19 protein-coding genes are annotated in these 21,093 nt (G+C 73.3%); 14 read left to right on the forward strand and 5 right to left on the reverse strand.

Annotated elements, in window-relative coordinates:
* Window positions 1–77 precede the first annotated feature (77 nt).
* Complete coding sequence (locus ACWDAS_RS07490; protein ID WP_450387893.1) at window positions 78–923, forward strand: hypothetical protein; 846 nt, start codon at window positions 78–80, stop codon at window positions 921–923.
* 107 nt (window positions 924–1,030) lie between these two features.
* Here the strand turns inward: ACWDAS_RS07490 and ACWDAS_RS07495 are convergent, their stop codons facing one another.
* Window positions 1,031–1,459, reverse strand: a complete 429-nt coding sequence (locus ACWDAS_RS07495) for a MarR family winged helix-turn-helix transcriptional regulator (protein ID WP_450387931.1) — start codon at window positions 1,457–1,459, stop codon at window positions 1,031–1,033.
* A 393-nt stretch (window positions 1,460–1,852) separates the two neighbouring features.
* Window positions 1,853–4,321, reverse strand: coding sequence for an endopeptidase La (gene lon / locus ACWDAS_RS07500; protein WP_450387894.1), 2,469 nt, complete (start codon window positions 4,319–4,321; stop codon window positions 1,853–1,855).
* A 210-nt stretch (window positions 4,322–4,531) separates the two neighbouring features.
* Here lon and ACWDAS_RS07505 point away from each other — a divergent pair, with 210 nt between their 5' ends.
* The 12 genes from ACWDAS_RS07505 to ACWDAS_RS07560 all read left to right on the forward strand — a co-directional run bounded on the left by ACWDAS_RS07505 (window position 4,532) and on the right by ACWDAS_RS07560 (window position 17,704).
* Entirely contained in the window at window positions 4,532–5,101 is a 570-nt protein-coding gene (locus ACWDAS_RS07505) for an RNA polymerase sigma factor (RefSeq protein WP_450387895.1), read from the forward strand.
* Window positions 5,095–5,991 (forward strand): zf-HC2 domain-containing protein, encoded by an 897-nt coding sequence (locus ACWDAS_RS07510; RefSeq protein WP_450387896.1) that lies wholly within the window; start codon window positions 5,095–5,097, stop codon window positions 5,989–5,991. Before ACWDAS_RS07505 ends, ACWDAS_RS07510 begins: the two co-directional genes overlap by 7 nt.
* On the forward strand, window positions 5,988–6,773 hold the full coding sequence (locus ACWDAS_RS07515) for an ABC transporter ATP-binding protein (RefSeq protein WP_450387897.1): 786 nt from the start codon (window positions 5,988–5,990) through the stop codon (window positions 6,771–6,773). Before ACWDAS_RS07510 ends, ACWDAS_RS07515 begins: the two co-directional genes overlap by 4 nt.
* A complete protein-coding gene (locus ACWDAS_RS07520; protein ID WP_450387898.1) occupies window positions 6,770–8,080 on the forward strand; it encodes a hypothetical protein in 1,311 nt (436 codons plus the stop codon). The genes ACWDAS_RS07515 and ACWDAS_RS07520 overlap by 4 nt, the downstream gene beginning before the upstream one ends.
* Before the next feature lie 26 nt (window positions 8,081–8,106).
* On the forward strand, window positions 8,107–8,724 hold the full coding sequence (locus tag ACWDAS_RS07525; RefSeq protein ID WP_450387899.1) for a hypothetical protein: 618 nt from the start codon (window positions 8,107–8,109) through the stop codon (window positions 8,722–8,724).
* 43 nt (window positions 8,725–8,767) lie between these two features.
* Window positions 8,768–9,451 carry a spermidine synthase gene (locus ACWDAS_RS07530; RefSeq protein ID WP_450387900.1) on the forward strand — a complete coding sequence of 228 codons (684 nt, stop codon included), beginning with the start codon at window positions 8,768–8,770 and terminating at the stop codon, window positions 9,449–9,451.
* Window positions 9,452–9,512: 61 nt separating this feature from the next.
* Window positions 9,513–10,259: a response regulator transcription factor gene (locus tag ACWDAS_RS07535; RefSeq protein WP_450387901.1), complete on the forward strand. Its 747-nt coding sequence runs from the start codon at window positions 9,513–9,515 to the stop codon at window positions 10,257–10,259.
* Window positions 10,256–11,353 (forward strand): HAMP domain-containing sensor histidine kinase, encoded by a 1,098-nt coding sequence (locus ACWDAS_RS07540; protein ID WP_450387902.1) that lies wholly within the window; start codon window positions 10,256–10,258, stop codon window positions 11,351–11,353. The genes ACWDAS_RS07535 and ACWDAS_RS07540 overlap by 4 nt, the downstream gene beginning before the upstream one ends.
* 256 nt (window positions 11,354–11,609) lie before the next feature.
* A complete protein-coding gene (locus tag ACWDAS_RS07545; protein WP_450387932.1) occupies window positions 11,610–15,392 on the forward strand; it encodes a multifunctional oxoglutarate decarboxylase/oxoglutarate dehydrogenase thiamine pyrophosphate-binding subunit/dihydrolipoyllysine-residue succinyltransferase subunit in 3,783 nt (1,260 codons plus the stop codon).
* Between the two features lie 191 nt (window positions 15,393–15,583).
* Window positions 15,584–15,763: a DUF6104 family protein gene (locus ACWDAS_RS07550; protein ID WP_431967379.1), complete on the forward strand. Its 180-nt coding sequence runs from the start codon at window positions 15,584–15,586 to the stop codon at window positions 15,761–15,763.
* A gap of 173 nt (window positions 15,764–15,936) precedes the next feature.
* Complete coding sequence (locus ACWDAS_RS07555; RefSeq protein WP_450387903.1) at window positions 15,937–16,806, forward strand: DUF4097 family beta strand repeat-containing protein; 870 nt, start codon at window positions 15,937–15,939, stop codon at window positions 16,804–16,806.
* 1 nt (window position 16,807) lies between these two features.
* Window positions 16,808–17,704 (forward strand): helix-turn-helix transcriptional regulator, encoded by an 897-nt coding sequence (locus ACWDAS_RS07560; RefSeq protein WP_450387904.1) that lies wholly within the window; start codon window positions 16,808–16,810, stop codon window positions 17,702–17,704.
* Here the strand turns inward: ACWDAS_RS07560 and ACWDAS_RS07565 are convergent.
* Window positions 17,701–17,838, reverse strand: coding sequence for a hypothetical protein (locus ACWDAS_RS07565; protein ID WP_450387905.1), 138 nt, complete (start codon window positions 17,836–17,838; stop codon window positions 17,701–17,703). The two genes, ACWDAS_RS07560 and ACWDAS_RS07565, sit on opposite strands and share 4 nt — an antisense overlap.
* A gap of 76 nt (window positions 17,839–17,914) precedes the next feature.
* Between ACWDAS_RS07565 and ACWDAS_RS07570 the strand changes: the two genes are divergently transcribed.
* The gene (locus ACWDAS_RS07570; protein ID WP_450387906.1) at window positions 17,915–18,193 is read left to right on the forward strand and encodes a hypothetical protein; all 279 of its coding nucleotides are present in this window, start codon (window positions 17,915–17,917) and stop codon (window positions 18,191–18,193) included.
* A 120-nt stretch (window positions 18,194–18,313) separates the two neighbouring features.
* Here the strand turns inward: ACWDAS_RS07570 and ACWDAS_RS07575 are convergent, their stop codons facing one another.
* Together ACWDAS_RS07575 and ACWDAS_RS07580 are read right to left on the reverse strand one after the other, a co-directional pair.
* Window positions 18,314–19,276, reverse strand: a complete 963-nt coding sequence (locus ACWDAS_RS07575) for a zinc-binding dehydrogenase (protein WP_450387907.1) — start codon at window positions 19,274–19,276, stop codon at window positions 18,314–18,316.
* A gap of 132 nt (window positions 19,277–19,408) precedes the next feature.
* The gene (locus tag ACWDAS_RS07580) at window positions 19,409–20,647 is read right to left on the reverse strand and encodes an NAD(P)-dependent malic enzyme (protein WP_450387908.1); all 1,239 of its coding nucleotides are present in this window, start codon (window positions 20,645–20,647) and stop codon (window positions 19,409–19,411) included.
* Window positions 20,648–21,093 lie beyond the last annotated feature (446 nt).

Here is a 21,093-nt window from a genome sequence, read left to right on the forward strand (position 1 = left end):
TTCACTCACCGGTAACCTCCCGGGAGCACCGCCGGGCCTCGAACAGCCCTCCCCGGCGACTGACGCACACTGGCCGCATGCGCATCGACACGGCGACCGAGCCGGGCAGCCCCGAACGCCCCAACGAGGACTTCGCCGCGGTGGCCATGCCCGCGTCGGGCGGCGGCGGTTCACTGATCCTGCTGGACGGCGTGACTCCTCCGGACGGCCCCACGGGATGCCGCCACTCGGTCCCCTGGTACGTCTCCGAGCTGGGCGGATCCATGATCGAACTGTCCGTTTCGCCCGCGGCGCCGAGCCTCGCGGACTGCCTCGCCGGAGCCGTCCTGCGCACCGCGGACGCACACCGCGGCACCTGTGACCTTTCTCACCGTCGCACTCCTCAGGCAACCGTGGTCGCGGTCCGGTGGAATGCGGACACCGTGGAGCATCTGGTGCTTTCCGACTCGGTGTTGCTCGTCGAGGACCCCGCCGGCGACGTCTGCAGCGTGCTCGACGACCGGCTGGCCCGGCTCCCCGATCCGCTGCCCGCGATGCGCGCCGCCGTCCGGGCCCTCCCGCGCGGCACGGCGGCCCGCGCGCAGGCCGCCGCGGAGTACGGACTCGCGGTGGAGGCCCTGCGCAACGAGGAGGGCGGGTTCTTCACCGCGGCGGCGGACCCCGCGGTCGCGGAACGCGCCGTCACGGGCACCCGACCGCGCTCCGGGGTCCGCGCGGTCGCGGCCCTCACGGACGGCGCCGCCCGCCTCGTCGAGGTCTTCCACGAGCAGGACTGGCAGGACACGTTCGCGCTGCTGCGCAAGGCGGGCCCGGAGGAGCTCCTCCGGCGTGTGCGCGCCGCCGAGTCCGCGGACCCGGACGGCGCCCGCTTCCCCCGCGGCAAGGTGCGCGACGACGCGACGGCGGTGTTCGCGCAGCTGTGACGGCGTCACGGGCCGCCGGTGCGGCGGCGGTGCGGTCCGGTGGCGCGGCGGCCCGGTGGAGGCGCGTGCCGGGCGGCGCGACGCCGGAAGGGCCCGGGCGACCGGCCCTACGCCCCCTCCGGCTCCTGCGACGCGTTCAGCTGGCCCAGCAGTCGTGCCAGTTCCCGCAGTTCGCCCCGGTCCCAGCCGCTGAGGCGGCTGACGTACCGCGCCCGGCGTGCCTCACGGACCCGGGAGAAGCGGGCGGAGCCCTCCCCCGTGAGCTGCACCAGGAAGGCCCGGCCGTCGGCCGGGTCCGGCTCGCGGCGGATGAGCCCGAGCACCTCGAGGGCGCGCAGTTGACGGCTCATCGTCGCCTTGCCGACGCCGAAGTAGGCGGCGAGCACGGTGGCCCGCTCCGGTCCGGTCTCGGCGAGCCGGGCGAGGATCCCGTACGCCGCGGGCTCCAGTTCCGGATGGACCTCGCGGGCCATCTCGCCGGAGGAGGCGCGGGCGCGCCGCAACAGGACGGTGAGCTCGCGCTCGAGCGCCTCCATCACGGGGTCCGTCTCCCCGGGGGAGCCGGCGCTGTGGGCCACCTGGTCACCCGCTTTCAGTCATGGGATGTCTCGTCTCCGGCCGCCGTGTGCGCGGCGTCCCCAGTATTTCGCAGGCGTGGACCAGCGGCGTGACCAGGGGCGCTTCCGCCGTGGGTGTCCGATCATGTGAAGGCCGCCGCTGCGGCGCCGCCTTCGGCGCCACCGGCCCGCTGTGGACCGCCCGTTACGCCTCCTGCGGCTGCTCCCCTACCTCCCCGGCGACCGGGACGCCTCCGTCGGCGCCCACGACCGCCCGCGGCCGCTCCCCACTGGGAAGCCGCGGACGCGAGAGCGGCCCCTCCTCAGGCGCATGGGAGGGGCCGCTCTCTTCTCACCCGGTCAGGACCTCACTCACGCCGCGACCGGGGGCTCCTCCCCCGACGGCAGGGGGCGGGCCTCCAGTCCGGCCTCCGCGTCGGTGACGGCGGGCTCAAGGGCCAGCTTCAGCACGTGCCGGACGTCCGAGACCGCGTGGACCTCCAGCTTCTCCAGGACCTCGGCCGGCACGTCGTCCAGGTCCGCCTCGTTCCGCTTGGGGATCACGACGGTGGTGATCCCGGCGCGGTGCGCGGCCAGGAGCTTCTGCTTGACGCCGCCGATGGGCAGCACGCGCCCGGTCAGCGACACCTCGCCGGTCATCGCCACGTCCGTGCGGACCCGGCGCCCCGACAGGAGCGAGGCCAGGGCCGTGGTCATGGTGATGCCCGCGCTCGGGCCGTCCTTCGGGACCGCGCCCGCCGGGACGTGCAGGTGGACGCCGCGCTCCTTCAGGTCGCCGACCGGCAGTTCCAGTTCGGCGCCGTGCGAGCGCAGGAAGGAGAGCGCGATCTGCGCGGACTCCTTCATCACCTCGCCCAGCTGACCGGTGAGCTGCAGCCCGCTGCCGCCGGTCTCCGGGTCGGCCAGCGACGCCTCGATGTAGAGGACGTCACCGCCCGCGCCGGTCACCGCCAGGCCGGTGGACACGCCCGGCACCGCCGTGCGCCGCTCCTGCGGGTCCTGCGCGGACTCCGGCACGTGGTGCGGCCGCCCGATGAGATCCCGCAGGTCCTCCGGGGTCACGGTGCACGGCAGCTCGCGCTCGCCGAGCTCGTGCTTCGCGGCGACCTTCCGCAGGATGCGGGCGATCGACCGCTCCAGGGTGCGCACGCCCGCCTCGCGGGTGTACTCCCCGGCCAGCTTGCGCAGGGCCGCGTCGTCGACGGTGACCTCGTCCTCGCCGAGCCCGGCCAGCTCGCGCTGGCGCGGCAGCAGGTGGTCACGGGCGATGACGACCTTCTCGTCCTCGGTGTAGCCGTCCAGCCGCACCAGTTCCATGCGGTCCAGCAGCGGCTCCGGGATGGCCTCCATGACGTTGGCGGTGGCGAGGAAGACCACGTCGCTCAGGTCCAGCTCGACCTCCAGGTAGTGGTCCCGGAAGGTGTGGTTCTGCGCCGGGTCCAGGACCTCCAGCAGGGCCGCGGCCGGGTCGCCCCGGTAGTCGGAGCCCACCTTGTCGATCTCGTCCAGCAGGACCACCGGGTTCATCGACCCGGCCTCCTTGATGGCGCGGACGAGCCGGCCGGGCAGCGCGCCGACGTAGGTACGCCGGTGGCCGCGGATCTCCGCCTCGTCGCGGACGCCGCCGAGCGCGACGCGCACGAACTTCCGCCCCATCGCGCGGGCCACGGACTCGCCGAGCGAGGTCTTGCCGACGCCGGGCGGGCCCACCAGGGCCAGCACCGCGCCTCCGCGGCGCCCGCCGACGACGCCGAGACCGCGGTCGGTGCGGCGCTTGCGGACGGCCAGGTACTCGGTGATGCGTTCCTTCACGTCCTCCAGGCCCGCGTGGTCGGCGTCCAGCACCGCCCGCGCGCCGGGGATGTCGTACGCGTCCTGGGTCGTGGTGTTCCACGGCAGCTCCAGGACGGTGTCGAGCCAGGTGCGGATCCAGCTGCCCTCGGGGGACGCGTCGCTGGACCGCTCCAGCTTCTCGACCTCCTTCAGGGCGGCCTCGCGCACCTTCTCGGGCAGGTCGGCGGCCTCGACGCGGGAACGGTAGTCGTCCGCCTCGTCCTCCGGGTCGCCGTTCAGCTCGGCCAGCTCCTTGCGGACGGCCTGCAGCTGCTGCCGCAGCAGGAACTCGCGCTGCTGCTTCTCCATGCCCTCCTGGACGTCCTTGCGGATGGTCTCCGCGACGTCCTGCTCGGCCAGGTGGTCGCGCAGCCACTGCGTGGCCAGCTTCAGCCGGGCGACGGGGTCGACGGTCTCCAGCAGCTCGATGCGCTGCTTGTTGGTGAGGAAGCCGGAGTAGCCGGCGTTGTCGGCCAGCTGCGAGACGTCGTCGATCTGCTGGACACGGTCGACGATCTGCCAAGCGCCGCGCTTGCGCAGCCAGCTGGTGGCCAGCGCCTTGTACTCCTTCATGAGCTCCGCGACGGTGCCGGGCGCCTCGGCGGGCGTGGGCTCGGAGAGTTCGGTGCCCTCCACCCACAGGGCGCGGCCGGGTCCGGTCGTGCCGGCGCCGATGCGCACGCGGCTCACACCGCGGATCACGGCACCGGGATCGCCGTCCGACAGACGTCCCACCTGCTCGACGGTGCCCAGCGTGCCCACGCCCGCGTAGTCGCCGTCCACCCGGGGAACGAGCAGGACCCGCGGCTTGTTGCCGAGTCCGGGCTGACCGGACCGCTGCGCGGCCTGGGCCGCCTCGACCGCGGCACGCGCCTCGGCGTCGGTCAGGTCCACCGGCACGACCATGCCGGGCAGGACCACCGCGTCGTCGAGGGGCAGCACGGGGAGGGTGAGCGGCGCGAACGCCGACGAAGACGATTGAGCCATTATCTCTCCCTAAGCAATCAAGTTGAGCTATGCAGACTCAATGCATCTGATGCCCCTGGTGTTCCCCGGCCTCTGTTCGCTCTGAGCGATCGGCCGCGGACGGACCGCACGAGGGGCGCCCGACGAGGCAGCCGGCACCTCTTCCGTACGGCCGCGGAGAACCGCCCGCGGGGCGGGCGGCGATAGACGGGTGTGAGACTCTTCCGGCCCATGAGCCACGAGCCGCCCGGCGACGACGCGCTCATCCGCGCGATCGCCCGGGGGGACACCCAGGCCCTCGCGGACCTGTACGACCGCCATTCCGGGTGGCTGCACGCCCGGCTCACCCGGCGCTGCGCCGATCCGGAGACCGTACGGGAGGTGCTGCAGGACACCTTCGTGGCGGCCTGGCGCTCGGCGGACGCCTACGGCGGCGGCGCGGCCGCCGGTGGCTGGCTGTGGGTGATCGCCGCCCGGCGGCTGGTGGACGCGCGCCGCGCCGCCGCGCGCGCCGATACCCGCGACCTCCTGGCCGCGAAGGAGCCCGGTACCGCCCCGTCGGCCGAGGAGCATGTGCTGGCCGGGCTGGAGTACGGCGACGTGGGCGCCGCGCTCGACCGGATCTCGCCCGAGCTGCGGGCCGTGCTCCGGGCGACCGTGATCGACGGCCTCACCACGCGGGAGACCGCACGCCTGCTCGGGATACCCGAGGGCACCGTCAAGACCCGGGCCCAGCGGGCGCGCCGCGAACTGCGCGCCGCGCTCGCCGCCCTCGACCCGGCGGGAGGAGCCGCATGCTGAGTTCTCCCCGGGGGCGCGCACGGCGCTCCCCCCGCACCCCGCACGAGGACCGATCCGCCTGGCACGTGCCGGACCGGACGGCCGCCGCCTACGCCGACGGCACCCTCCCGGACACCGCCGCCTGGTCCGTGGACAAGCACCTGGAGTCCTGCGCGGCGTGCGCCGCCCGGATCTCCGCGCTGGCCCGGGCGGGCGAGGGGGGTGCCCTGCTCGCGGAGGTACGGGAGTCGGTGCTCGCCGCGGCCGCGGGCACCACGGCCCGCCCGCGTACCGCCGCCGACAGTCTGCCCGGAGCCGCCGTGCCCCGGCCGTGGCGGGCCGCCGTACGGTCCGCGTGCGCGCTGCGGCCCGCGTGGGTGGCGTCGGTGCTGCTCACCCTGGCGGCGGCCGTGGCGCTGGCGCGCTTCGGCGGGCCGCCGGAAGGACGGCCCTGGCTGCTGGTGCTCGCGCCGGTGCTGCCGCCGGTGGGCGTGGCCCTGGCGTACGGGAGGTACGGCGACCCGGCCCACGAGCTGGCCGCCTCCACGCCCTCGGGAGGGTTGCGGTTGCTGCTGACCCGGACCGGGGTCGTGCTGGCGGTGTGCGTGCCGCTGCTGAGCGCCGCCGGCGGCGTCCTCGCGGGAGCGGGGGCGGCGGTGGCGTGGCTGCTGCCGGGTCTCGTGCTGACCGGGGCCACGCTGACGCTGGGCAGCTGGACCGGTTGCCACCGGGCCGCCGCGGCCGTCACGGCCGGCTGGCTGTGCGCCGTCGTCGCGTGCGGGCTGCCGCCCGCGGCCCCGCCCCCGCTGCTCTCCCCCGCCGCGCAGCCCGCGTGGGCCGCGGCCGGCGCCGCCTGCGCCCTCCTCCTGGCCCTGCGCCGCACCGCCTTCGACCACCTGGAGCGCCCGTGACCACCCCGACCACCGTCCGCGTGGACGGTCTGACCGTGAGACACCGCAGGACCACCGCCCTGGACGCCCTCGACCTGGGCATCGGCCGCGGCGTCCACGGGCTGCTCGGCCCCAACGGCGCCGGGAAGACCTCGCTGATCCGGGTGCTGGCCACCGTGGCGAAGTACCGCTCGGGACGGCTGGAACTGCTGGGCCACGATCCCGCGACACATGAGGGGCGCACCGCGGTCCGGCGGCGCCTCGGCTACCTGCCGCAGGATTTCGGCTACTACCCCGGCTTCACGGTGCGCGAGTTCGTGGCGTACGTGGCCTGGCTCAAGGAGATGCCCGTGGCCGCCGTGCCGGAGGCCGTCGACCGCGCGATGGAGCGGGTCGGTCTCACCGGGCGCGCCGACGCGCGGATCAGGACCCTGTCCGGCGGTATGGTGCGCCGGGTCGGCATCGCCCAGGCCATCGTCAACGACCCGGCCCTGCTGCTGCTCGACGAACCGACCGCCGGCCTCGACCCGGAGCAGCGGGTGGAGTTCCGCGCCCTGCTCAGGGAACTGGGCGCCACGGCGACCGTCCTGGTCTCCACCCACCTCGTCGAGGACGTGGCCACCGCCTGCTCGGAGGTGACGCTGCTCGCCGCGGGGCGGGTCGCCTTCCGGGGCACGGCGCAGGAGCTGGCCGCGGCCGGTGACGACGACGCGGCCGGGGACACCCCGATCGAGCGCGGCTACACGGCCGCGCTGCGCCGCCACCGCGCGGCGCGCGCCGACGTCCGGGAGGCCGCCGTATGAGCGCCGCAGACACCCTGGCCACCCCTCCGCAGGTGCCTCCCGCCGCGCCCCGAGTTCACCGTGTCCACCGCACCGAGCTGCTGCGCGGCCATGGGGCGTGGACGGGGGCCGCCGTGGCCGGCAGCGTCCTCATCGCCGTACTGGCCAGGCGGTACTCGCTGGGGGACGACTGGGCGGTGCTCCACGGCGCGCTGCGCGAGGCGGGCCTGCTCCTCGGCGGTCCGCTCGCCCTCGCCGTGGGCTGCTGGCAGGGCGGCCGCGAGCGGCGGCGCGGCACCGGCGACCTGCTCGCCTCGGCGGCGCGGTCGCCGCTGCGCAGGGCGCTGGTGGCGGCCCTGCCGTCTATGGCCTGGCCGGTGCTGGGTTATCTGGCGGCGGTCGGCCTGTGCCTGGCGCTGGTCCTGCCGTACGCGTCCTACGGGCACCCCGCGTGGGACCGGCCGGCCGCGGACGCGGTGGCGCTCGGTGCTCTGGGCGCGCTCGGCTTCGCGGCGGGGCGGGCACTGCACTGGCGCTTCGCGGCACCGCTGCTCGCGGTCGCCGGGTATGTGCTGCTCGGCATCGGCGCCTACGGCGAGTCGGGCGCCACGGTACTCAGCCCCGCGTACGTCGGCCCCTCCGGTGACGCCCCGGTGTGGTGGGCCGCCCCCGTCGCGGCCGTGTGGTACGCCGGACCGGCCGTGGCCGCGCTGCTGGCCGGCCACGCCCGGCGCCGCGTGCTCGCCGTGGTGCCGCTCGTGCTCGCCGTCGCCGCCGCGTCGGTGCTGTACCGGACGGGCGACGGCCTGTGGCGGCCCGACCCCGCCGCGTCCACGCTCGTCTGCGACCGGGGCACCCCCACGGTGTGCCTGCGCGCGGACCACGGCTCCGCGCTGCCCGCCGTGCGGGCGGTCGTGGCGCGGATCGACTCCCGGCTGGACGGGGTGCCGGGAGCTCCCGTCCGGTTCCGCGAGGGCGCCACGGACGAGGCACCACCACCCGGAGAGGTCAGGTTCGAGCTGTACGGAGGGGTCTTCCGGGGCCGCCTCGGCGACTCCGGCATGCTCTACCGGGACTTCGTGTACGCGGTCGCCTCACCCCCGTGCGAGCGGCCGCAGGGCGGCGCGCACGCCAACGCCAACGAGTACGCCGCCCAGGAGTGGCTGCGCCTGGGGCGTCCCCTGTCCCCCGACGACCCCGAGGCGCGTCCCGCGCGGTCGGCCGCGCGGCGCCTGCACTCGATGGCGCCGGCCGATCGCCGTGCCTGGCTCGGCCGTTACCTGGCCGGCGTCCGTGCCTGCGACACCGGCGGTGTCCCGTCACCATGAACCCCCGCCCGAGCCTGCGAGGACCAGTGCCCACGACGCCGTCCCTGCTCTCCCTGTACGCCCGCTCGCGCGGCCTGCCCGGCGCCGCCGCCGTGCTGGCCGTCCTGTTCGCCGTGTCCCGTTGGAGCGCGGACTGGCTGGTCGCCCGGCCGTTCTTCGACACCGGTGCCCGGGTCCCGGTGGTCGTCCTGGCCCCGCTCCTCGCGGCGGCGGTCACCGGCGTATCGCTCCACACCCACTCCGGGGAGCTGGAGCGCGGGTCCCCGCTGCCCTGGTGGCGGTGGCGGGCCGTGCACCTGCTCGCCCTGACCGGGTCCGCCGTGCTCTGGCTGGGCGTGGCGGTGCCCGGGGACCCGCAGCACTTCGGCGCCCCGACGATGATCCGGGGCGTGCTCGGCTTCACCGGGCTCGCCGCCGCCGGCGCCGCCGTACTCGGCGCCCGGCTCAGCTGGCTGCCGCCGGTGCTCTACGGCGGCAGTGCCTACCTCGCCGCCCCTCGTACGCCGGGTGGCGCCGCCGCCGTATGGGCCTGGTCGATGCAGCCGGGCCCGCAGCCCGCGGCCTGGGCGACCGCCGCCGTCCTCTTCGCGGCCGGGGCCGTCCTCGTGGCCGTCCGGGGTCCGGCCGCGGGGGGCGGGCACTGAAAATCCCGTCCGGCCCGGAGGACCGCCTCATTACGCTGGGCCCATGTACGCGAACGAAGAGGAGCGGCCGGTCACTCTGGACCGCCGGGAGGGGCCGTACGGGGAGGTCGCCCTTCGCCGGAGCGGCGGGCGCTACGAGATCATCGCCAACGGCACCTTCCTGATGGACACTTCGGACGGCCGCTCGGAGCGGCTGCTGGTCGACGCGGCGCTCGGCGCCCTCCCGGCGGACCGTTCGGGGCTGTCGGTGCTGATCGGCGGCCTCGGGGTGGGCTTCTCCCTCGCGCGGGCGGCGGGCGAGCCGCGCTGGGCGCGGATCGCGGTGGCCGAGCGGGAGCGGGCGGTGATCGACTGGCACCGGGCGGGCCCGCTGGCGGCCTTCTCCGAGCACGCGCTGGAGGACCCGCGGGTCGACGTCGTCGAGGGCGATCTGGTCGCGTACGTCCGGGACGCGGACGTGACCTACGACGCACTGTGCCTGGACATCGACAACGGGCCCGACTGGACGGTCACCGAGGGCAACGGCGGACTCTACGGTCCCGCGGGCCTGGCGGCCTGCAGAACGCGACTCGAACCCGGCGGCGTACTGGCGGTATGGTCGGCGCAGCCGTCCGCCGCGTTCGAAGACGCACTGAGGTCGGCGCAGTTCACGCAGGTCCGGACGATCGAGATCCCCGTGAATCGGGGCGTTCCGGATGTCGTGCACCTGGCAACGAAACCCGCGTAGCCGCGCCGCCACCCTGCCCCGTACGCTGCTGCGCAACGCAAACGACCATGGGGGACCCCACATGGACAGCACACAGCCGACGACGGCCGACGCCGCAGCGGTGACGGCCACCCCCGGAGCGCAGCGCCGCGTGCTGGTGGTGGAGGACGACGCAACGATCGCCGACGCCATCGCGGTACGCCTGCGGGCCGAGGGTTTCCAGGTCCGCACCGCGGGCGACGGCCCCGCCGCCGTGGAGACCGCCGCCTCGTGGCAGCCCGACCTGCTCGTACTCGACGTCATGCTCCCCGGGTACGACGGCCTGGAGGTCTGCCGCCGTGTGCAGGCCTCGCGCCCGGTGCCGGTGCTGATGCTGACCGCCCGCGACGACGAGACCGACATGCTGGTCGGGCTCGGCGTGGGTGCCGACGACTACATGACCAAGCCCTTCTCGCTGCGCGAGCTGGTCGCCCGGGTGCACGTTCTGCTGCGCCGCGTGGAGCGCGCCACGATCGCCGCCCGCGACCCGCGCGGCGCGAACATGCAGCTCGGCGACCTGGAGATCGACAACGCCCAGCGCCGGGTCCGGGTCCGCGGCACCGACGTGCACCTCACCCCGACCGAGTTCGACCTGCTGGTCTGCCTGGCCCAGCAGCCGCGCGCGGTGCTCTCCCGGGAGCAGCTGCTCGCCGAGGTGTGGGACTGGGCGGACGCCTCCGGCACCCGCACCGTCGACAGCCACGTCAAGGCGCTGCGGCGGAAGATCGGCGCGGAGCGCATCCGCACCGTGCACGGCGTCGGCTACGCGCTCGAGACGCCCACGCCATGAGCCCCTACAGCGCGCCGCCCCCGCCGAAGCTGCGGGAACGTGTCTGGGCCGCGCTGAGGCCGTACGACCCCTTCCGGTCGATCAAGGCGGCGCTGCAGTACCTGGTGCTCGCCTCGGTGCTGATCACCACGGGTCTGATCTTCGTGGCGATGCACTCGGCGACCGAGATCCGGATCATCACGCTCTTCTCGATCATCGCCTCGCTGCTGATCTCACAGCTGGTGGCGCACGGCCTGACCGCGCCCCTGCGTGAGATGACCGCCGTCGCCAGCGGCATGGCGCGCGGCGACTACAGCCGGCGGGTCACCGCGGCACGCCGCGACGAGGTCGGCGAGCTGGCCGAGACCTTCAACCGGATGGCCGCCGACCTGGAGGCCGTCGACCGGCACCGCAAGGAGCTGGTGGCGAATGTCTCACACGAGCTGCGCACCCCGATCGCGGCCCTGCGCGCGGTCCTGGAGAACGTCGTGGACGGGATCTCCGAGGCCGACCCGGAGACCATGCGCACCGCGCTGCAGCAGGCCGAGCGGCTGAGCCTGCTCGTCGCCCACCTGCTGGACCTGTCCCGGCTGGACAACGGCATCGTGCCGCTGGACGCCAAGCGCTTCGAGGTGTGGCCGTACCTGTCGGCCGTGATCAAGACCGCCAGCCTGGGGCTGCAGGGCAACCCCGGACCGGGCGCCCGGGCGCGCAAGGACGTCCACATCCATCTGGACGTCTCGCCGCCGGAGCTCACCGCGTACGCGGACGCCGAACGGCTGCACCAGGTGGTCGCCAACCTCGTCGACAACGCCGTCAAGCACAGCCCGCCCAGCGGCCGGGTCACCATCCGCGCCCGGCGCGGCGGGGGCCCCGGCAGCCTCGACCTGGAGGTCCTGGACGAGGGCCCCGGCATACCCGAGGCCGAGCGCACCCGGGTCTTCGAGCGCTTCAACCGCGGCAGCGCGGGACCGGGCGACGGGGGCACGGGGCTGGGACTGGCGATCGCCCGCTGGGCGGTGGACCTCCACGGCGGCGACATCAAAGTGGCGGAATCCCGCCGCGGCTGCCGGATCCGCGTCACCCTTCCCGGGTCCGCCCCGGCGACGGCCTGACGCCGCTGCCCGGAGCGGATGTTGCCAGAGGCAACCGGACCAGTCGATTCAGGACCCCATTCCCGCCAAACTCCGCCGCGAAACCGCCTTTCCGATGTGACTTAGGCGACGACTGACCACCCGGCCTGCAGGAAGCCCTCAGGTAGGCGTAGCCTTTATTTCCGCTGTCCATCACCTTGTGAAGCGGAAGAGGGCGGTTGCCGCCGTGTCGCCACACCCCAATAGCTCGAGCTCCCCCGACCTCCGGTCGGGCGGTATCTCCGGGACCGGAACCGATGGGCAGGGCCAGGGCCCTGCCGCGGGATTCGGGCCCAACGAGTGGCTTGTCGATGAGATCTACCAGCAGTACCTCCAGGACCCGAACTCGGTGGACCGAGCCTGGTGGGACTTCTTCGCCGATTACAAGCCGGGAGCGGATACGGGTTCCGCAGTCGCCTCGGGCCTGCCTCAGGCGGCCCCCGCAGCGCCGCCGGCCGCGCCGGCCGCACCCGCTGCCCCCGCACAGAGCAGCGCCCCTGCCCCCGCGCCCGTGAAGCCCGCCGCCGCGCCGGCCCCGGCCCCGGCCCCGGCTCCGGCCGCGCCGGCCCCCGCGAAGCCCGCCGTCGTGAAGCCCACCCCCGCGCAGCCGCAGCCCGCGGCGAAGGCCGCCCCGGCCACCGCGTCCGAGGGCCCGGAGTTCGTCACGCTGCGCGGCCCGTCCGCGGCCGTGGCGAAGAACATGCACGCCTCGCTGGAGCTGCCCACGGCCACCTCCGTGCGCGCCATCCCGGTGAAGCTGCTGTTCGACAACCGCATCGTCATCAACAACCACCTCAAGCGCGCCCGCGGCGGCAAGGTCTCCTTCACGCACATCATCGGCTACGCCATGGTGCAGGCGCTGAAGATCATGCCGTCGATGAACTGGTCGTTCGCGGAGAAGGACGGCAAGCCGACGCTGGTCAAGCCCGACCACGTCAACCTCGGCCTCGCCATCGACCTGGTCAAGCCCAACGGCGACCGCCAGCTGGTCGTCGCGGCCATCAAGAAGGCCGAGACGCTGAACTTCTTCGAGTTCTGGCAGGCCTACGAGGACATCGTCCGCCGCGCCCGCGTCGGCAAGCTGACGATGGACGACTTCTCCGGCGTCACCGTCTCGCTCACCAACCCCGGCGGCATCGGCACCGTCCACTCCGTGCCGCGCCTGATGCCCGGGCAGTCGGTGATCCTCGGCGTCGGCTCGATGGACTACCCCGCCGAGTTCCAGGGCACCTCCCAGGACACCCTGAACAAGCTGGGCATCTCCAAGGTCATGACGCTGACCAGCACCTACGACCACCGGGTCATCCAGGGTGCGGCGTCGGGCGAGTTCCTGCGCATCATGAACCAGCTCCTGCTGGGCGAGAACAACTTCTTCGACGACATCTTCAAGGCGCTGCGCATCCCCTACGAGCCGGTCCGCTGGCTCAAGGACATCGACGCCAGCCACGACGACGACGTCACCAAGGCCGCCCGTGTCTTCGAGCTGATCCACTCCTACCGGGTCCGCGGCCACGTCATGGCCGACACCGACCCGCTGGAGTACAAGCAGCGCAAGCACCCCGACCTGGACATCACCGAGCACGGGCTCACCCTGTGGGACCTGGAGCGCGACTTCGCGGTCGGCGGCTTCGCCGGCAAGTCGCTGATGAAGCTGCGCGACATCCTCGGTGTGCTGCGCGACTCGTACTGCCGCACGGTCGGCATCGAGTTCATGCACATCCAGGACCCGCTGCAGCGCAAGTGGATCCAGGACCGGGTCGAGCGCTCGCACACCAAGCCCGAGCGGGACGAGCAGCTGCGCATCCTGCGCCGGCTCAACGCCGCCGAGGCCTTCGAGACCTTCCTGCAGACGAAGTACGTCGGCCAGAAGCGCTTCTCCCTGGAGGGCGGCGAGTCCGTCATCCCGCTGCTCGACGCCGTCATCGACGCGGCCGCCGAGTCGCGCCTGGACGAGGTCGTCATCGGCATGGCCCACCGCGGCCGCCTCAACGTGCTCGCCAACATCGTCGGCAAGTCGTACGCGCAGATCTTCCGCGAGTTCGAGGGCAACCTCGACCCGAAGTCGATGCACGGCTCCGGCGACGTGAAGTACCACCTGGGCGCCGAGGGCACCTTCACCGGCCTGGACGGCGAGCAGATCAAGGTCTCGCTGGCCGCCAACCCCTCGCACCTGGAGGCGGTCGACCCGATCGTCGAGGGCATCGCCCGCGCCAAGCAGGACGTCATCGGCAAGGGCGGCACGGACTTCACCGTCATGCCGGTCGTGCTCCACGGCGACGCGGCCTTCGCCGGCCAGGGCGTCGTCGCGGAGACCCTGAACATGTCGCAGCTGCGCGGCTACCGCACCGGCGGCACCGTGCACGTGGTGATCAACAACCAGGTCGGCTTCACCGCCGCCCCGGAGTCCTCCCGCTCGTCGATGTACAGCACCGACGTCGCGCGCATGATCGAGGCGCCGATCTTCCACGTCAACGGCGACGACCCGGAGGCCGTGGTCCGCGTCGCGCGGCTCGCCTTCGAGTTCCGCCAGGCGTTCAACAAGGACGTCGTCATCGACCTCATCTGCTACCGCCGCCGCGGTCACAACGAGGCCGACAACCCGTCCTTCACCCAGCCGCTGATGTACGACCTGATCGACAAGAAGCGCTCGGTGCGCAAGCTCTACACCGAGTCCCTCATCGGTCGCGGCGACATCACGCTGGAAGAGGCCGAGCAGGTCCTGCAGGACTACCAGGGCCAGCTGGAGAAGGTCTTCACCGAGGTCCGCGAGGCGACCGCGCCGGCCGCGCCGCAGGAGGAGGAGAACCGGGCCACCGGCCCGGAGTTCCCCGTCCCGGCGGACACCGCGATCAGCCAGGAGACCGTCAAGCGGATCGCGGCCTCCCAGGTCAACATCCCGGAGCGGATCACCGTCCACCCGCGTCTGATGCCGCAGCTGCAGCGCCGCGCGGCCATGGTCGAGGACGACACCATCGACTGGGCCATGGGCGAGACCCTCGCCATCGGCTCCCTGCTGATGGAGGGCACCCCGGTCCGCCTCGCGGGCCAGGACTCCCGCCGCGGCACCTTCGGCCAGCGGCACGCCGTCCTGGTCGACCGGGAGACCGGCGAGGACTACACCCCGCTGCTCTACCTCTCCGAGGACCAGGCGCGCTACAACGTCTACGACTCGCTGCTCAGCGAGTACGCGGCGATGGGCTTCGAGTACGGCTACTCGCTTGCCCGCCCGGACGCGCTGGTGGCCTGGGAGGCGCAGTTCGGCGACTTCGTCAACGGCGCCCAGACCGTCGTCGACGAGTTCATCTCCTCCGCCGAGCAGAAGTGGGGACAGACCTCCGGCGTCACCCTCCTGCTCCCGCACGGCTACGAGGGCCAGGGACCGGACCACTCCTCCGCACGCATCGAGCGCTTCCTGCAGCTGTGCGCGCAGAACAACATGACGGTCGCGGTCCCGACCACCCCGGCGAACTACTTCCACCTCCTGCGGTGGCAGGTCCACAACCCGCACCACAAGCCGCTCATCGTCTTCACCCCGAAGTCGATGCTGCGCCTGAAGGCGGCGACCTCGAAGACCGAGGACTTCACCTCCGGTCAGTTCCAGCCGGTCATCGGCGACAGCACGGTCAAGCCCGAGGACGTCCGCAAGGTCGTCTTCTGCTCCGGCAAGGTCTACTACGACCTCGTCGCCGAGCGGGAGAAGCGCGGCGCCTTCGACACCGCCCTCATCCGCATCGAGCGTCTCTACCCGCTGCCGGGCCTGGAGATCCAGGCCGCCCTGGCCCCGTTCACCAAGGCCCAGAAGTACGTCTGGGCCCAGGACGAGCCGGCCAACCAGGGTGCCTGGCCGTTCATCGCCCTCAACCTGATCGACCACCTCGACCTGGTGCTCGGCGCCGCCCCCGACAACGCCGACCGGCTGCGTCGTGTGTCGCGTCCGTCCTCCTCGTCGCCGGCGGTCGGTTCCGCCAAGCGGCACCAGCAGGAGCAGGAGCAGCTGGTGCACGAGGTCTTCGAGCTCTGAGGCCGTCAGGCCCCTGAGGCTTCGAGGCTCTGAGATCGCGGTACGTCGCGTGGGGCCCCGCACTCGGTGAGTGCGGGGCCCCACGCGTCGGCCCCGTCCCGGCCCCGTCCCGGCACCGGCACCGCGACGGGGTCCGCCACCTGCATATCCTTGCCGGGAGAGTTCCGCCGACAACCCCATCGGAGCACCCCTTGTACTTCACCGACCGCGGCATCGAGGAGCTGGAGAACCGGCGCGGCCAGGAGGAGGTCACCTTCGAGTGGCTCGCCGAGCGGCTGCGGGAGTTCGTCGACCTCAACCCCGAGTTCGAGATCCCGGTGGAGCGGCTGGCGACGTGGCTGGCCCGGCTGGACGACGACGAGGACGAGTAGCCGCCCGCCCGCCGTCATGCCGGTTCGGTGCCGCGCCTGCGGGGTCAGGAGCCCGACCCGCGCGGCGCTCCCTTGACTTCCGACCTACGCGATATATCGTGTGTTTGGAGAGACGCGATATGTTGCGTTGTCGGCATGGCCCGGCGTGCCCGGGTGACCCCAAGGAGGGGCAAATGAGCGGAACACCCGGCTCACGGGAGTGGACGGTCACCGAGCCGCACAAGATGGTCTTCGACGGGACCGTCGACACCCTGCACGTCCGGATCGTCAACGGCGCCGTCAACGTCGTCGGCGTCGACGAGGGACCGGCCCGGCTGGAGGTGAGCGAGCTGGACGGCCCGCCGCTGATCGTGTCCCAGGCGGGCGGGACGCTCACCGTCACGTACGAGGACCTGCCGTGGAAGGGCCTGCTCAAATGGCTCGACCGCAAGGGCTGGCGGCGGCATGCCGTGGTCTCGCTCGCGGTGCCGCAGCGCACCGGCGTGTCGGTCGGCGTGGTCGGGGCCAGCGCCGTGATCTCGGGGATCTCCGACCGCACCGCCGTACGGGGGGTCAACGGCGACATCACGCTGGTCGGCCAGGCGGGCCCGGTGACCGCCGAGACGGTCGCGGGGAACGTGGAGGCCCAGGCGGTCTCCGGTGACCTGCGGGTCAACACGGTCTCGGGGGACCTGACCGTGGTCGAGGGCAGCGGCGCGGCCGTCAAGGCCGACTCGGTCAGCGGCAACATGGTGCTCGACCTCGACCCGCGCAGCGGCGCGGACGTCCGCCTGACCTCCGTCTCCGGTGAGATCGCGATCCGCATCCCGGAGCCCGGGGACGCCGAGGTCGACGCCAACACCACCAGCGGCGCCGTCTCCTGCGCCTTCGACGAGCTGCGGGTCAGCGGGCAGTGGGGGGCCAAGCGGATCTCCGGACGGATGGGATCGGGCGGTGCCCGGCTGAAGGCCACGACGGTTTCGGGCGCGATCGCGCTGCTGCGCCGCCCGCCCCAGGAGGACCACGGACCCGCCGACGCGGATCCGTTCCGGAAGGACGTCTGAGATGGCCCCCGTCTTCGCCCACGGCCGGCTCCGCCTCTACCTGCTCAAGCTGCTGGACGAGGCCCCGCGCCACGGCTACGAGGTGATCCGGCTGCTGGAGGAGCGCTTCCACGGCCTGTACGCCCCCTCCGCAGGTACCGTCTACCCGCGGCTGGCCAAGCTGGAGAAGGAGGGTCTGGTGACCCACTCCACCGAGGGCGGCCGCAAGGTGTACTCGATCACCGACGCCGGCCGGGCCGAACTCGCCTCCCGCAGCGACGAGATCGCCGACCTGGAGAACGAGATCCGCGACTCCGTCTCCACGCTCGCCGCCGAGATCCGCGAGGACGTCCGCGGCGCCGCCGGCGATCTGCGCCGCGAGATCCGGGCGGCGGCGCAGCAGGCGGCGCGCACGCAGACCAAGTCCTCCCCGGCGGACTGGAAGGAGCAGATGCGCCGCTCCAAGGAGGAGATCCGGCAGGCTCGCGAGGAGGCCCGCAACGCCAAGCGCGCCGCCAAGGAGGCCCAGGACGCCGCACGGGACGAGGTCCAGCGCATCGCGCGCCGCGTCCAGGAGGAGGTCCAGGACCACGTCCGGCGCGGCGACTGGCAGACCGGCGTCCGCGAGGGGCTGGCCGAACTCACCCGCGAGCTGGGCCAGTTCGGCCGTACGTCCACCTGGCCGCCGTATGTGAAGCCCGAACCCGCCGAGGCGCCCGAGTGGGGCGCGGAGGACGCCGCCGTGACCGACGACCCGGCCCGCGACCTGGAGCGCCTCCTCGACCGCTTCCGCGACGACGTCCGCGACGCCGCCCGCGACAACGGCGTGGACGCCGAGCAGCTGCGCGAGGTGCGCCGCCACCTGTCCACGGCGGCGGCCCACATCGGCGTGGTGCTGCGCGGCAAACGCGAGGACTAGTACCCGCCCGCGGGACCGTCCACGACGCACCGGACGGCCACGCCGCCGACCTCCCGCTCCGCGAGCGGCACCATCGGCGCGCGGTTGCGCCACGGCCCGTCGAGCGCCCCGAGCACCCCGGCACGGCGCTCCACGCCCGGATACCCCGGTATCCGGGCGTGCGCGCCCCCCGCGTCACGGCCTCCGCGCCCGCGGGTGCATGATCTGCACGTGAAGATCGCGCTGTTCGTCCTGCTGTGCCTGGCCGCGCTCTGGACCCTCGTCTCGGGCGCCCTGGCCCTCACCACCGGTCGCGTGGCCGCCTTCCGGGCGGGCCATGTGCTGCGCCCCCGCCTGTGGGGCGCGGGGCAGTTGTGCTTCGGAGCGGGCGTCACCCTGGCGAGCCTGACGACCCGCTCCACGGTGGCGGCCGGGGACGTCCCGGGCTGGGCCGTCCCACTGTGCCTGCTGGCGTACGCCCTGCTCACCTGGCGGTCCTCGCGGCCCTAGGTGTTCTGGGCGGACGCTTCATGATCGTCTTCTGACGACGCCCGCCCTCCCGGCGGGCACCCGGGGCGCCGCCGGTCCGCACCGGCGACGCCCGTCGTGCACCGGCCGGCGCGCAGGACCTCAGACCGTCAGGACGACCTTCCCGAACAGGTCGCCGCCCGCCATCTTCTCGAAGCCCTCGCGGGCCCGGTCCAGCGGCAGCACCGTGTCGATGACCGGCCGCACACCGGTGAGCGCGCAGAAGTTCAGCAGGTCCTCCAGCTCGTCCTTGGTGCCCATGGTCGAGCCGACGACCTTGAGCTCCAGGAAGAAGATCCGGTTCAGCTCGGCGGCCTTCGGGTTGGGTCCGGAGGTCGCGCCGGAGATCACCAGCGTGCCGCCCGGGCGCAGCGACTTGACCGAGTGCGACCAGGTCGCGGCACCCACGGTCTCGATGACCGCGTCCACGCGCTGCGGCAGCCGGGCGCCCGGCTCGAAGGCGGCGTCGGCGCCGAGCTCCTCGGCGCGCTTGCGCTTGGCCTCGTCGCGGCTGGTGGCGAAGACCCGCAGGCCCGCGGCCTTGGCCAGCACGATGGCGGCCGTCGCGACGCCGCCGCCCGCGCCCTGGACGAGGACGGAGTCGCCGGGGCGCACGCCCGCGTTGGTGAAGAGCATCCGGTAGGCGGTCAGCCAGGCCGTGGGCAGGCAGGCGGCCTCCTCGAAGGAGAGCTCCTTCGGCTTGGGCACCAGGTTCCAGGTGGGCACGGAGACCTTCTCGGCGAAGGTGCCCTGGTACTTCTCGGTGAGGATGCTGCGCGGCTCGTCCGGGCCGACGCCGTGTCCGCTCAGGCCGACGACGGGGTAGACGACGACCTCGTCGCCGTGCTCGTCGATCCCGGCGGCGTCGCAGCCGAGGATCATCGGCAGGCTCTCCTCGCCGAGCCCCACTCCGCGAAGCGACCACAGGTCGTGGTGGTTGAGGGAGGCGGCCTTGACGGTGACGGTGCTCCAGCCGGGCCTGGCCTCCGGCTCGGGGCGCTCCCCGAGTTCGAGGCCGCTCAGCGGCTGGTCGCGGTCGATGCGGGCGGCGTAGGCAGCGAACATGACCTTGACGCTAGCGCCGTCCGGTGCCCCGGCGGAACCGCACGGGGATGTGACACGCGCCGCGCGGCGCGATGCCCCCGACCGGCGGGCACCGCGCCGCGCGGCGGCGTGGTCTGCGGGCGTACGGCGCGCTCAGCGCCGGGCGACGCCCTCGGCGCGGGCGGCCGCTGCCACGGCGGCGGAGACCGCGGGGGCCACGCGCTCGTCGAAGGGCGAGGGGATCACGCAGTCGGCGGACAGCTCGCCGTCCACGACGGCGGCCAGCGCCTCGGCGGCGGCGATCTTCATGCCCTCGGTGATCCGGGAGGCCCGCACCTGCAGCGCGCCCGCGAAGATGCCGGGGAAGGCGAGCACGTTGTTGATCTGGTTCGGGAAGTCGCTGCGCCCGGTGGCGACGACGGCCGCGTACTTGTGCGCCACCTCGGGGTGGATCTCCGGCGTGGGGTTGGCCATCGCGAAGATGAAGCAGCCCTTCGCCATGGTGGCGACGGCCTCCTCCGCCACGGTGCCGCCCGAGACGCCGATGAAGACGTCCGCGCCCGCGAGCGCCTCCTCCAGCGAACCGGTGAGCCCGGCCTTGTTGGTGTACGAGGCGAGCTCGCGCTTGGCGGAGTTCAGGTCCTCGCGGCCCGCGTGCACCACGCCCTTGCGGTCGGTGACGGCGACGTCCCCGATCCCGGCCTCGATGAGGATCTTGGCGATGGCCACACCGGCGGCTCCGGCCCCGGAGATCACCGCGCGCAGCTCGCCGAGCGAGCGGCCGGTCAGCCGGGTCGCGTTGCGCAGCGCGGCGAGGGTGACGACGGCCGTGCCGTGCTGGTCGTCGTGGAAGACCGGGATGTCCAGGCGCTCCTGCAGCTTGCGCTCGATGTCGAAGCAGCGGGGGGCGGAGATGTCCTCCAGGTTCACCCCGCCGAAGGACGGCGCGAGCCGCACGACGGTGTCGACGATCTCGTCCACGTCGGTGGTGGCGAGCGCGATCGGGACCGCGTCCACGCCGCCGAACTGCTTGAAGAGGATCGCCTTGCCCTCCATCACCGGCAGGGACGCCTCCGGGCCGATGTCACCGAGGCCCAGCACCGCGGTGCCGTCCGTGACCACGGCCACGACCTGGGACTTCCACGTGTAGTCGTGGACCAGCTCCGGGTGCTCGGCGATCGCGGTGCACACGCGGGCGACGCCCGGCGTGTAGGCGAGCGACAGGTCGTCGGCGTTCCGCACCGGGACCGTCGCGGTCACCTCCATCTTGCCGCCGCGATGGAGGGCGAAGACCGGGTCCACGGGGCTTTCCGGGCCGTCGCTGTCGGCGCTCTCCCCGCGTTCGGTGCTGTCGCTGCTGTCGGTGCGAGGATTGACAATCTCCGCTGCCACTGTTGACCCCTTTGTCCGAATTGTCTATGAGGGTACTACCCCCTACAACAGGGGATAGGTGGGCTCGGCTTCCGTACACCCGGACTCGAGTGGTCCCGGATGACGCGGAGGCCAGGCGCGCCGCACACGCGCCGAGGGGCCCCAGGTGAGGGGTAAGGGTCTGTTGTACCGGAAGACGGTTTCCGCTGACGAGTCTTATCCGCCGCGCCACGGTGTCGCACATCGGGAAGTTCTGCGCACAACGCGACAAGTCGTCCGAATAGCGGGACAGGGAAGGTGACGCACGCAACTTCGCAGCGCCGCCCCACGGCGGTCCGGCCTTGGTGTACCGGCCTGGTGGGGGCCAGGGGATCGCCCGTTATCCGATTTTGACACATCCCGACACCCATGAGGACCTGTCCGGATGGCAAGATGCGGAGATCACACGAAATCGCGATACCCGAACG

This window comes from Streptomyces sp. NPDC001070, assembly GCF_053598835.1.

What these genes read in the sequence shown, in the direction of transcription:
- ACWDAS_RS07555 (WP_450387903.1), top strand. Translation starts at nt 15,937, where the DNA reads ATGAGCGGAACACCCGGCTCACGGGAGTGGACGGTCACCGAGCCGCAC.
- ACWDAS_RS07505 (WP_450387895.1), top strand. Translation starts at nt 4,532, where the DNA reads ATGAGCCACGAGCCGCCCGGCGACGACGCGCTCATCCGCGCGATCGCC.
- ACWDAS_RS07495 (WP_450387931.1), bottom strand. Translation starts at nt 1,459, where the DNA reads ATGGAGGCGCTCGAGCGCGAGCTCACCGTCCTGTTGCGGCGCGCCCGC.
- lon (WP_450387894.1), bottom strand. Translation starts at nt 4,321, where the DNA reads ATGGCTCAATCGTCTTCGTCGGCGTTCGCGCCGCTCACCCTCCCCGTG.
- ACWDAS_RS07510 (WP_450387896.1), top strand. Translation starts at nt 5,095, where the DNA reads ATGCTGAGTTCTCCCCGGGGGCGCGCACGGCGCTCCCCCCGCACCCCG.
- ACWDAS_RS07520 (WP_450387898.1), top strand. Translation starts at nt 6,770, where the DNA reads ATGAGCGCCGCAGACACCCTGGCCACCCCTCCGCAGGTGCCTCCCGCC.
- ACWDAS_RS07535 (WP_450387901.1), top strand. Translation starts at nt 9,513, where the DNA reads ATGGACAGCACACAGCCGACGACGGCCGACGCCGCAGCGGTGACGGCC.
- ACWDAS_RS07490 (WP_450387893.1), top strand. Translation starts at nt 78, where the DNA reads ATGCGCATCGACACGGCGACCGAGCCGGGCAGCCCCGAACGCCCCAAC.
- ACWDAS_RS07575 (WP_450387907.1), bottom strand. Translation starts at nt 19,276, where the DNA reads ATGTTCGCTGCCTACGCCGCCCGCATCGACCGCGACCAGCCGCTGAGC.
- ACWDAS_RS07530 (WP_450387900.1), top strand. Translation starts at nt 8,768, where the DNA reads ATGTACGCGAACGAAGAGGAGCGGCCGGTCACTCTGGACCGCCGGGAG.
- ACWDAS_RS07560 (WP_450387904.1), top strand. Translation starts at nt 16,808, where the DNA reads ATGGCCCCCGTCTTCGCCCACGGCCGGCTCCGCCTCTACCTGCTCAAG.
- ACWDAS_RS07540 (WP_450387902.1), top strand. Translation starts at nt 10,256, where the DNA reads ATGAGCCCCTACAGCGCGCCGCCCCCGCCGAAGCTGCGGGAACGTGTC.